The following is an 11,809-nucleotide window of genomic DNA, read 5'->3' on the forward strand; positions in this document are numbered from 1 at the left end:
ACGCTGGGGGCGTGTACGAGCCCGCGCAGCTGCGCACCTTCCTCGCCGTGGCGCAGACGCTGAGCTTCACGCAGGCCGCGGGGCGGCTGGGGCTGCGGCAGTCCACGGTGAGCCAGCACGTGCGGCGGCTGGAGGAGGCGGCCGGGTGCCGGCTCTTCGTCCGGGACACGCACAGCGTGCAGCTGACCGGGGACGGCGAGGCCATGCTCGGCTTCGCGCGGACCATCCTGGCGGCTCACGAGCGGGCCGCCGCCTTCTTCTCGGGGACGCGGCTGCGCGGGCGGCTGCGGTTCGGGGCCTCGGAGGACTTCGTGCTCACGCGCCTCCCGGAGGTGCTGGAGTCCTTCCGGCACGACCACCCCGAGGTGGACCTGGAGCTCTCCGTGGAGCTGTCCGGCACCCTGCACGAGCGGCTCGACGCGGGCCGGCTGGACCTCGTCCTCGCGAAGCGGCGCAGCCCGCAGGACCGGGGCGGGCGGCTGGTGTGGCGGGACCGGATGGTGTGGATCGGGGCGGAGGGGGTGCGGGTGGACCCCGACCGGCCGGTGCCGCTGATCGCCTTCCCACCGCCGGGGATCACGCGGGCGCGGGCGCTGGAGGCGCTGGAGCGGGAGGGGCGCTCCTGGCGGATCGCGTGTACGAGCGGCAGCCTGAGCGGGCTGATCGCGGCGGCCCGGGCGGGGCTGGGCGTGATGGCGCACAGCCGGGGCCTCATTCCGCCGGGGCTGGTGCGGGTGCCGGAGCGGGCGGGGCTGCCGGAGCTGGGCGGGGTGGAGTTCGTCCTGCTGGAGGGCGTGCGGCCGACTCCCGCGGCTGCGGCGGCGGCCCGGGCGCTGGCGGCGGCGGTGCTCGCCGGCGGGGACCGGCTGGGGCAGCCGGGGCCGGCCCTGCGCTGAGGCGGACCACCCGCACCCGGACGACCCGCGGCTCCAGCGCGTCGGGTAACCGTGGTGACCTGTGGGCCGGTTGGGGCAGCAGGGACGGCTGGGGCTGACGAGTTGGCCGGGACGGTCGGGACGCGTGCGCCGGTCCCGTCGGCCGGGCGGCCTGTGGATCCCGCGCGCCCGGCCGGGGTAGATCCCGTGCAGATTCCCGCCGGGCCGCCGACTTCCGGTCTGACCAGTGGGGATGGCTTCGTACCGGATCTTCGGAGCGGGACCCGCCGGGGCCCGCCGTGGGGTACGGTCGCGGCGCTGTGCGGGCAGGAGCGGTCGGAGGGAGCGGTCCCCATGCGCGAGTTCACGGTGCCGCCGGTGGTGTCGGGCCCGCCGGTGGGCGGGCTGGCCGACGCCGTGTTCGACCACGCCCTGGAGGATCCGGACCGGGTGGTGTTCGGGCGCAAGCGGGACGGCGCGTGGGGGGACGTGACCTCGGCGGAGTTCCGCGACGAGGTGCTGGAGCTGGCGAAGGGGCTGCTGGCGCAGGGGGTGCGCTTCGGGGACCGGGTGGCCATCATGGCGCGGACCCGGTACGAGTGGACGCTCTTCGACTTCGCCCTGTGGTCCGTGGGCGCCCAGCCCGTGCCCGTGTACCCGACGGCCTCCGCGGACCAGGTGTGGTGGATCCTGCACGACTCCGGGGTCACCGCCTGCGTGGTCGAGGACGAGGACCAGGCCATGACCGTGGGCTCGGTGGTGGACCGGCTGCCGCGGCTGGCCCGGCTCTGGCAGCTGGACTCCGGCGCGCTCGCGGAGCTCGCGGCGGCGGGCGCCGCCGTCGCGGAGGACGTGGTGCACCGGCACCGGCGGGCGGTGACCCCCGAGTCGGTGGCGACGGTCATCTACACCTCGGGGACCACGGGCCGGCCCAAGGGCTGCGTGCTGACCCACGCCAACTTCATGTACGAGACGGACACGATGACGGCGCGCTGGGAGCCGGTGTTCCGGCCCCGGGACGGGGCCGAGCCGTGCACGCTGCTGTTCCTCCCGCTGGCGCACGTCTTCGGGCGGATGGTCGAGGTGGCCGCCGTACGGGCCCGGGTCAAGCTGGGACACCAGCCGGTGCTGGCCGGCGAGGAGCTGCTGGCGGACCTCGCGGCCTTCCGGCCGACCTTCCTGCTGGCGGTGCCGTACGTGTTCGAGAAGGTGTTCGCGGCGGCCCGGCGCAGGGCGGAGGCGGAGGGCCGGGGGGCGCCCTTCGAGCGGGCCGTGGAGACGGCCGTACGGTACGCGGAGGCCCGGGAGCTGCGGCAGTTCGGGTCCGGGCCGGGGCCCTCGGCGGCGGTCCGGGTGGAGCACCGGCTCTTCGAGAAGCGGGTCTACGCGCGGGTGCGCGAGGCGATGGGAGGGCGGGTGCGGCACGCGATGTCGGGCGGCTCGGCGATGTCCCGCCGGCTCGGGCTGTTCTTCGAGGGGGCCGGGATCACGGTCTTCGAGGGGTACGGGCTGACGGAGTCCTGCGCCGCGGCCACGGCGAACCCGCCCGGCGCGGTCAAGTACGGCACGGTGGGCCCGCCGATCCCCGGCAGCAGCGTGCACATCGCGCAGGACGGGGAGGTCTGGCTGCGCGGCGGGCACGTCTTCGCGGGCTACCTCGGGGATCCGGAGGCCACCGGGGCCGTGCTGCGCGGGGGCTGGCTCGCCACCGGGGACCTGGGGCGGCTGGACGAGGACGGCTACCTCGTCCTCACGGGCCGCAAGAAGGAGATCCTGGTGACCTCCAACGGCAAGAGCGTGTACCCGGTGGCCCTGGAGGAGCGGGTGCGCTCGCACCCGCTGGTGGCCCAGTGCCTGGTGGTGGGCAACGACCGCCCGTACGTGGCGGCGCTGCTGACCCTGGACCTGGACGGGGTCGGGCACTGGATGTCGATGCGCGGGCGGCCCGCGCTGGATCCCGAGCGGCTGGTCCGGGACGAGGAGCTGACCGCGGAGGTGCGCCGGGCGGTGGTGGCGGCCAACACCCTGGTCTCGCAGGCGGAGTCGATCCGGACCTTCCGGGTGCTAGCGGAGCCGTTCACGGAGGAGCGGGGGCTGCTGACCCCCTCCCTGAAGCTGAAGCGGAAGGCGATCGAGCGGGCATACGCGGCCGAGGTGGCGGCGCTGTACCCCGGCTGAGGCGGGCGGAGCCCGGCCGGGGAGCGCATTCGACACGATCTGACGGTTCGTCAATTCTCGCTGCCGCGATTATTGACGGTTCATCAGGTCCCACCCAGAATGCGGGAATTCCGACGGGAGGGACCCGACCCCATGCGCAGATCCATCCGCACCCTCGCCGCCGCGGCCGCGGCACTGGCCCTCGTCTCCGCCTGCAACTCCGCCTCCGGGGGCGGGCAGGAGGGTGAGGGCGGGCGGGCCCCGGCCGATGCCGCCGTCCGCGGGGTCACGGCCGACTCGGTCAAGGTCGGCGGCATCGTCTCCATGACCACCGCCAGCGGCTACAGCAAGAAGGACACCGACCTGGGGGCCAGGGCCCGCTACCTGCGCGCCAACGCCGAGGGCGGGGTGAACGGCCGGAAGATCGAGTACCTCGGCGCGGAGGACGACGGCCAGGACCCGGGCCGCAACATGGCCGCGGCCCGCAAGCTCGTCCAGCAGGAGAAGGTGTTCGCGGTCGCGCCCATGAGCTCGGTGACCTTCTCGGGCGCCGACTTCCTGGAGCAGTCGAAGGTGCCCGTCTTCGGCTGGGGCACCCTGCCGTCGTTCTGCGGGCCGAAGTACCTGTACGGGTTCAACGGCTGCCTGGTCCCGATGCCCGGCGGCACCCTCAACCAGACCTGGCCCGAGGGCCTGCGCACGGTGCTCGGCGGGCAGCCGGGCAAGTCGGTCGCGATCATCGCCAACGACAGCGATGCCGGGAAGTTCGGCATCCGCACCTTCAGCCAGGGCTTCGCGACCGCCGGGTTCAAGGTGACGTACGCCAAACCCTCGGTACCGGCCACGGCCGTGCCCAGCGACTGGTCGGCGTACGTCAAGGAGATCCTGCGCAGCAACGGCGGGAAGGCCCCGGACGCCGTGGTCTCGGTGATGCAGACCCCCAACAACATCGGCCTGTTCACCGCGCTCAAGCGCAGCGGCTACACGGGGGTCCTCTCCGACCCCACGGACTACGATCCCGGGCTGCTGGCCCAGGAGGCCACCCGCAAGGCCCTCGACGGGGTGCACGTGCTGCTGCAGTTCCAGCCCTTCGAGTCGGCGGACCCGAAGATGGTCCAGTTCAAGGCCGACATCAAGGCGGCGGCGGGGGGCAAGGACGTCCCCCTGAACATGCACATGCTGACCGGGTACATGAGCGCCGACCTCTTCCTCGCCATCGCGCAGAAGGCCGGCCGCAACCTCAGCCCGGAGACCTTCCAGACCGCCGCGTCGGGCTTCTCCGACACGGGCTCGCTGGTCGGGGACCGCAGCGGGGCCAAGGTGCAGAAGGAGAGCTTCGGCTGCGGGGCGCTGGTGCAGCTCAGGAACGGCCGGTACGAGGTCTCCGTACCGTTCAAGTGCTACCCGCCGATCCCCTTCAAGTGACGTACCGGCATGGGTGATCTGCTGGCGTTCGTGCTGAGCGGGCTGGTCTCCGGGGCGCTGTACGCCCTGCTCGCCACCGGCCTGGTGCTCTCGTACTCGGCCTCCGGGCTGTTCAACTTCGCCCACGGGGCGACGGCCTACCTGAGCGCGCTCGCCTTCCACGAGCTGCGCTCGGGCTTCGGCTGGCCGCCCGTGCCGACGGCGCTGTTCGTGGTGTGCGTGCTCGCGCCGGGGCTCGGCTGGGCGCTGGACCGGCTGATGTTCCGGAAGCTGGCCCGGGTCGGGGAGACCGCGCAGATCGTGGCCACGATCGGCCTGCTGGTCGCCCTGCCCGCGGCCGGGCTGTGGGCCGTGGAGCTGCTCGCGGAGGCGGGGGCGCCCGTGGTGCCCGCGGAGAACCAGTTCGGGCTGCCCGGGGCGGGCCCGAGCCCGGCGGTGTCCTGGCAGCTCGCCGACGGGGTGGGCATCGACTCCGACCAGCTGATCACCTGGGTGGCCACCGCCCTGGTCGCGGCGGCCCTGTGGGTGCTGATGCGGCACACCCGGCTCGGGCTGCGGCTGCGCGCGGCCGTGGACGACCGCTCCCTGACCGAGCTGCGCGGGATCAGCGCGGACCGGCTCTCCTCGGTGGCGTGGATGCTGGCCTCCGGGCTGGCCGGGCTGGCGGGGGTGCTCGCCACCCCCCTGCTCGGGCTGTCGGCGCACGATTTCACGCTGTTCCTGTTCGTCTCCGCCACGGCCGCGGCGCTCGGCCGCTTCGTGTCGGTGCCGCTGGCCTTCGCGGGCGGGCTCGGGCTCGGCGTCCTGCAGAACCTGGTCGCCGGGTACGCCTCCTTCGCCGAGAAGATCACCGGCTTCCGGACCGCGGTGCCCTTCCTGATCCTGTTCGCGGGGCTGCTGGTGCTGACCCGGCGGCAGCGGACCGCGGGCACCGCCGCGGCCGACGCCCCGCCCCCGGACCACCTCGCGGACCGCTCCCCGGCCCGGCGCTGGGGGCCGTGGGCGGTGGCCGCCGCCCTGCTGGGCACCGCCTTCTACACCGTCACCACGCCCTTCTGGAGCGGGGCGCTGGCCCAGGGCCTGGCCCTCGCGCTGATCTTCATGTCCTTCACGGTGGTCACCGGGCTCGGGGCCATGGTCTCCCTGGCCCAGGCCGCCTTCGTGACCGGCGCCGCGCTGGTCGCGGGGCTGCTGATGAGCCGCGGCTGGCCCTTCCTCGCCGCGGCGGCGGCCGGCACCTGCGCCGCCGCACTGCTCGGGGCGCTGGCCGCCCTGCCGGCCCTGCGGCTCGGGGGGCGCTCGCTGGCGCTGGCCACGCTGGCCCTGGCCTTCCTCGCCGACCAGGTCCTCTTCCAGCTGCGCTGGCTGCGCAACGGCGACCAGGGCTGGGCCGTGCCGCGGCCGGCGGCCGGCCCGGTGGACCTCTCCGACGACCGGGCCTTCGGGGTGGCCCTGCTGGTGCTGGTCGTCCTGGTGGCGGCCGGGCTCACCGCGCTGCGGTCCTCGCCGGCCGGGCGCGCCGTGCTGGCCGCCCGCTCGGCCCCGGCGGCCGCGATGGCCTCGGGGGTGTCGGTCGTGCGGACCAAGCTGCTGCTGTTCACCCTGTCCGCCGGGCTCGCGGGCTTCGGCGGGGTGCTGTACGCCTCCTTCAGCACCCGCATCACCGCGACGGACTTCACGGCCGTCACCGGGCTGGTGTGGCTGGCCGTCGTGGTCGCGGCCGGGGTCCGCCGGCCGCAGTACGCGGTGGTCGCGGGACTGGTCTTCGCCGCGGTGCCGCCGCTGGTGTCCGAGTACGTCACCGAGTCCGCGCACCTGCCCGTGCTCCTGTTCGGCCTGGCCGGGCTGGCCCTCGCCAACGACCCCGACGGGTACTGCGCGGCCGTTCCGCTGCGCCTGGCGCGGCGGCGGGCGGCGCGGGCGGGTACGGGTACGGATACGGGTGCTCTTGCGGGTGCGGATGCCCGTACGGACGCGGGTACGGGTGCGGATGCCCGTACCGGAGCCGGCGCGCCCCTCCCCCGTACCGCTGCCGTGCCCGCGGCGCGCAGGGTCCCCGGCGGGGGTGCGCAGGCTCCCGGGCCCGTGCTGGAGCTGCGCGGGGTGTGGGCGGGGTACGACGGCGGGACGGTGCTGCGCGGGGTGGACCTTGAGGTGCGGGCCGGGGAGATCCTCGCGCTGCTCGGGCCGAACGGCGCCGGGAAGAGCACCGCCTGCCGGGTCGCCGCGGGCGCCCTGGCCGCCGTCCGCGGCAGCGTCCTCACGGACGGCCGGGACGCGACCGGCGAGGGGCCGGTGCTCCGGGCCCGCGGGGGCGTGCTGCTGGCCCCGGAGGGCCGCGGGATCTTCCCCGGGCTGAGCATCACCGAGAACCTCGCGCTGCACCTGGACCGGGACGCCGACCGGGAGGCGGTGTACGCGCGCTTCCCGCGGCTGGCCGACCGGCGCTCCGTACCCGCCGGTTCGCTGTCGGGCGGCGAGCAGCAGATGCTGGCGCTCGCCCCGCTGCTCCAGCGGCCCCCGCGGGTGCTGGTCGCGGACGAGCCCTCGCTCGGGCTCGCACCGCGGGTGGTGGACGAGGTGTACGGGCTGCTGGCGGAGCTGAGGTCGGCGGGGACGGCGCTGCTGCTGGTCGAGGAGAAGGCCGCCGAGGTCCTCGGGGTCGCGGACACGGTGGCGTACCTCTCGCAGGGCCGGGTGTCCTGGTGCGGTCCGCGCGCCGAGGTGGAGGCGGACCGGCTCGCGGAGGCCTATCTGGGGATCGCCCGGTGACCGCCGTGGACGGCGGGGCAGCCGGGGCGGGCGCAGGAGGGGGCGCGGTGCTGGAGGTGCGGGGGGTCGGGGTCCGCTTCGGCGGGGTCCGGGCGCTGGCGGAGGTGTCGGCGCAGCTGCGGCCCGGGGAGGTGTGCGGGCTGATCGGGCCGAACGGGGCCGGGAAGACGACCCTGTTCGACGTGGTCTCGGGGATCCGGCGGCCGGACGAGGGCCGGGTGCTGCTGGACGGGCGGGACGTGACCCGGCGCTCGCCGGTGTGGCGGGCGCGGCACGGGATGCGCCGGACCTTCCAGCGGCAGCAGCTCTTCGGGCAGCTGACCGTGGCCGACAACCTGCTCGTGGCCCAGGAGTGGCGCGGGGGCGGACGGGGACCCGGCGGGCGCGCGGGCCGGGGCGCGGTCGGCCGGGACCGGCGGGCGCGGGCGGACGCCGTGCTCGCGGAGTGCGGGCTCGGCGCCCTGGCGGGGGCGTACGCGGGCGGGCTGCCGGTGGGGCAGGCCCGGATGGTGGAGCTGGCGCGGGCGCTGGCGGACCCGCCGCGGGTGCTGCTGCTGGACGAGCCCGCGTCGGGGATGGACGCGCCCGAGCGGGAGCGGCTGGCGGCGGTGGTGCGGCGGCTGGCCGCGGAGGAGGGCTGCGCGGTGCTGCTCGTCGAACACAACGTGGCCTTCGTGATGGAGCTGTGCGCGCGGGTGGTCGTCCTCGACCTGGGGCGGGTGCTCGCGCAGGGGACGGCCGCGCAGGTGCGGGCGGATCCCGCGGTCCGCGAGGCGTACCTGGGGCGCACGCCGTGAGCGCGGGCGGGGGCCGGGCGGCCGCGCGCCCCGGCCCGCGCCCCGGCTGCGGCTCCGGCTCCGGCTCCGGCTCCGGCTCCGGCTCCGGAACCTCACCCGTACGGCGGGAATAGGACCACGGCGCGACTGGTTCTCGCTGGTCGTACGGACGAGATGACAACGCGAGGGAACGACGCGACGTGAGCCAGGACCACACGGACCAGACGGACCACACGCAGGGCGGACAGGACGGGCAGGGCGGGACCGCGGTCCCGGTCGTCGAGCTGAACAACGGCGTCCGCATGCCGCAGCTCGGCTTCGGCGTCTGGCAGGTGCCGGACGAGGAGGCCACGGCGGCGGTGACCGCGGCCCTGGACGCGGGGTACCGCAGCATCGACACGGCGGCGGTGTACGAGAACGAGTCCGGCACGGGCAAGGCCATCGCCAACTCCGGCCTGCCGCGCGAGGACGTGTTCGTCACCACCAAGCTGTGGAACAGCGGCACCGCGACCTGGGACCGGGACGCCGTCCTGCGCGAGTTCGACGCCTCGCTGGCGCGGCTCGGCCTGGAGTACGTGGACCTGTACCTGATCCACTGGCCCCGGCCGCGGCACGGCAGCTACCCGGCGATCTGGAAGGCCTTCGAGGAGATCGCGGCGAGCGGCCGCGCCCGCGCCGTCGGCGTGTCCAACTTCAAGCCGGCCCACCTGGAGCGGCTCAGCCAGGAGAGCGGGCTGGTGCCCGCCGTGAACCAGGTCGAGCTGCACCCCTACCTCGCCCAGCCCGAGCTGCGCGCGGTGCACTCCGGGTACGGCATCGCCACCGAGGCCTGGTCCCCGCTGGGCCAGGGCAAGGAGCTGCTGTCCGACCCGGTGGTGCTGGCCGCCGCGGCCAAGCACGGCCGCAGCGCCGCGCAGGTGGTGCTGCGCTGGCACCTCCAGCTCGGGAACGTGGTCATCCCCAAGTCGGTGACCCCGGCGCGGATCCGCGAGAACATCGACGTGTTCGGCTTCGCGCTCGACGCCGGGGACATGGCGGCGCTGGCGGGCCTGGACGCGGGCCGGCGGATCGGCCCGGACCCGGACGACTTCGACTGGAATTGAAGGACACGGGCCCGGCGGGCGGCCGGCCGGGCCGTCCGGCGGGCCCGCCGGGGACTCCGGCCGCGGCCTCCTGACAGCGGTGGCGGGGGCGGCTCGGGCTGATGCCCGGTGACCGCTCCCGGCCGAATCCGGCGGGGCGGGCTGCCGTACGCCCGTACGGCCTAATCCGGCCGGGCGGGGGTAGGGGTCAGACGAGGGCACCGGCGGGCCGGGCGGCCGCGGGCCGCGCGGGGCGGCGGGGCCCGTCGGACAGGCCGCGGTCCCGGCCGCCGCGCGGGGGCCGCCCGACCACCGGGCAGGTGCCATGGACACCACAGCGGGGACGGACACAGCGGGGACGGACACGGCTGGGGCGCGGGGCGCGGGCCGCTCCCCCGGCGCGGCGGACGCGCCGCTCCCCTCCCAGCCGCCGCCCGGCCCCCACCCCTCCCCCTCGCCCGTGCTGTCGCACAACGAGTGGGACCCCCTGGAGGAGGTGATCGTCGGGCGCCTCGAAGGGGCCGCGGTCCCCTCGAACCACCCCGTGGTGGCCTGCAACATCCCCCCGTGGGCGGCCCGCCTCCAGGGCCTCGCCGCCGGCTTCGGCTTCCCGCGCGCCCTGCTGGGGCCGGCGCAGGAGGAGCTGGACGGGTTCGTGGCCCTGCTGGAGTCCCTGGGGATCACGGTGCGGCGCCCGGAGGCCGTGGACCACCGGCGCAGGTTCCGCACCCCCGACTGGTCCTCGCGCGGCTTCTGCTGCAGCTGCCCCCGCGACAGCATGCTCGTGGTCGGGGACGAGGTCATCGAGACCCCGATGGCCTGGCCGTGCCGGTACTTCGAGAGCCACTCCTACCGGCCGGTGGTGAAGGACTACTTCCGGCGCGGGGCCCGCTGGACGGCCGCGCCCCGGCCGCAGCTGGCCGACGAGCTCTTCGACCCGGACTACCGCGTCCCGCGTCCCGGGGAGCCCATGCGCTACATCCTCACCGAGTTCGAACCGGTCTTCGACGCCGCCGACTTCGTGCGCGCGGGCCGGGACCTGTTCGTGACGCGCAGCAACGTCACCAACCGCATGGGCATCGAGTGGCTGCGCCGCCACCTGGGGCCGGGCTACCGCATCCACGAGATCGAGAGCCGCTGCCGCACGCCCATGCACATCGACACCACGTTCCTGCCGCTCGCCCCGGGCCGGGTGCTGGTGAACCCCGAGTACGTGGACCCGGCCGGGCTCCCCGCGGCGCTGCGCTCCTGGGAGGTGCTGACGGCCCCCGAACCGGAGCCGGTACCGGGCAGGCTGCTCAAGGTCGCCTCCCTGTGCGGGAAATGGCTGAGCATGAACGTGCTGTCGGTGGGCGGCGGCCGGGTGGTCGCCGACCGGCACTACACCTCCATGCTGCGCGCACTGGAACGCTGGGGCTTCGAGCCCGTCCCCTGCGACTTCCTGCACTACGCGCCCTTCGGCGGCTCCTTCCACTGCGCCACCCTGGACGTCAGGCGCCGCGGCACCCTGGAGTCCTATACCGATTGAGCTGCCGAGAAGGGGAATTGAGGGGACGTCAGAGTCTGCTGCGCCATCAATTCCCGCCGCGGCGCAGGGCCAGCAGCCGGTACACCGGGTCCGGGCGGGGGCGGTCCGGGTCCGGGAGGGCCTCGAGGGCGGCCGCCAGCTCCCCGGGCGCGAGGCGCGGGGCGACCCTGGAGGCGTACCGGCCCTTCAGCAGGGCCCGGGCGGCACCGCGCGGCGAGCGGCCCTGCCCGTGGCCGGGGAAGAACGCCTCCCCCGCCTCGCAGAGCCCGTGGGCGGCGGCCCAGCGGATCACGTCCGCGGCGGAGTCGGAGGGGGCCGGGGTCAGATGGGGCGCCAGGACCGCGTCGATGTCCGATCCCGTGTCGTGCGCCGCGTCCTTGTCCACGGTGGTGACGAGTACCCCGCCGGGGCGCAGCACCCGCGCGGCTTCGGCCACGACCGCCGCGGCGGCGCCCGGCTCACGCAGCAGGTGCAGGAGCCAGACCGCGCTGACGGCGTCGAGGGAGGAGTCGGGGAAGGGCAGCCGGCCGGCGGAGGCGAGGACGACGGGCACGCCGCGGGCGGCGGCGGCCGCGGCCATGCCGGCGGAGGTGTCGGCGCCGTAGACGCGCAGTGCGGGCCCGGCGAGGCGGGTGGTGACGATGCCGGTGCCGCAGCCGAGGTCGAGGAGGGTGCGGGCGGTGGCCGGCAGGAGGGAGCGCACGGCTGCGGCGGCGGCCCCGGCGCGGGGTTCGCCGCCGCGGGTGCGGTCGTAGTCCGCGGCCTCGCGGTCGTAGTCGAGGAGCGGACGCACCGTCAGACGGCCCCGTGGGCGGGGGCGATGGCCTCGACGCGCTCGGCGAGGGCGAAGTCCTGGCCGGTGACGGCGCCGCCGGCGGAGTGGGTGTGCACGGCGAGGGAGACGGTGTCGTAGCCGAGGGTCAGGTCGGCGTGGTGGTTCAGCCCGTCCTGGACGGCCGCGATGCCCATGACGAGGGCGGCGGCGGCGAAGTGGCCGCCCAGCCGGTAGGTGCGGGCGAGCCGGCCGCCCTCCAGCGCCCAGCCGGGGAGCTCCCGCAGCCGGTCCTCGATCTCCTTCTGGGACAGCGGCTCCATGGCCATGCGCGGCTCCTCCCGGGGCGGTGTGCGGACGGGTCCAGCCTGCCACAGCGGGGGCGGGAGGGAGGGTTTCGCGCCATAGTGCGCACGGGTCCC

The 11,809-nt window shown here is 75.7% G+C and carries 9 protein-coding genes; 7 read left to right on the plus strand and 2 right to left on the minus strand.

All coding sequences use genetic code 11. The annotated features are described in order from the left end of the window. Nucleotides 1–11 precede the first annotated feature (11 nt). The 7 genes from ACZ7JZ_RS25030 (at nt 12) to ACZ7JZ_RS25060 (ending at nt 10,615) form a co-directional block, all read left to right on the plus strand. A complete protein-coding gene (locus tag ACZ7JZ_RS25030) occupies nt 12–896 on the plus strand; it encodes a LysR substrate-binding domain-containing protein (protein WP_470943024.1) in 885 nt (294 codons plus the stop codon). Nucleotides 897–1,229: 333 nt separating this feature from the next. Continuing rightward, nucleotides 1,230–3,053, plus strand: coding sequence for an AMP-dependent synthetase/ligase (locus tag ACZ7JZ_RS25035; RefSeq protein WP_470943025.1), 1,824 nt, complete (start codon nt 1,230–1,232; stop codon nt 3,051–3,053). Nucleotides 3,054–3,185: 132 nt separating this feature from the next. Beyond that, nucleotides 3,186–4,457 carry an ABC transporter substrate-binding protein gene (locus ACZ7JZ_RS25040; protein WP_470943027.1) on the plus strand — a complete coding sequence of 424 codons (1,272 nt, stop codon included), beginning with the start codon at nt 3,186–3,188 and terminating at the stop codon, nt 4,455–4,457. A gap of 9 nt (nt 4,458–4,466) precedes the next feature. After that, nucleotides 4,467–7,229 (plus strand): ABC transporter permease subunit, encoded by a 2,763-nt coding sequence (locus ACZ7JZ_RS25045; protein ID WP_470943028.1) that lies wholly within the window; start codon nt 4,467–4,469, stop codon nt 7,227–7,229. A 5-nt stretch (nt 7,230–7,234) separates the two neighbouring features. Further along, nucleotides 7,235–8,026 (plus strand): ABC transporter ATP-binding protein, encoded by a 792-nt coding sequence (locus tag ACZ7JZ_RS25050; RefSeq protein WP_470943163.1) that lies wholly within the window; start codon nt 7,235–7,237, stop codon nt 8,024–8,026. A 281-nt stretch (nt 8,027–8,307) separates the two neighbouring features. After that, entirely contained in the window at nt 8,308–9,108 is an 801-nt protein-coding gene (locus ACZ7JZ_RS25055) for an aldo/keto reductase (RefSeq protein WP_470943165.1), read from the plus strand. Between the two features lie 304 nt (nt 9,109–9,412). Then, nucleotides 9,413–10,615, plus strand: a complete 1,203-nt coding sequence (locus ACZ7JZ_RS25060) for an amidinotransferase (RefSeq protein ID WP_470943030.1) — start codon at nt 9,413–9,415, stop codon at nt 10,613–10,615. 46 nt (nt 10,616–10,661) lie between these two features. Here the strand turns inward: ACZ7JZ_RS25060 and ACZ7JZ_RS25065 are convergent, their stop codons facing one another. Then, nucleotides 10,662–11,408 carry a class I SAM-dependent methyltransferase gene (locus ACZ7JZ_RS25065; protein WP_470943031.1) on the minus strand — a complete coding sequence of 249 codons (747 nt, stop codon included), beginning with the start codon at nt 11,406–11,408 and terminating at the stop codon, nt 10,662–10,664. 2 nt (nt 11,409–11,410) lie between these two features. Next, nucleotides 11,411–11,716, minus strand: coding sequence for a 4a-hydroxytetrahydrobiopterin dehydratase (locus ACZ7JZ_RS25070; RefSeq protein ID WP_470943033.1), 306 nt, complete (start codon nt 11,714–11,716; stop codon nt 11,411–11,413). Between the last annotated feature and the right edge of the window lie 93 nt (nt 11,717–11,809).

This window comes from Streptomyces sp. NPDC038213, assembly GCF_055600495.1.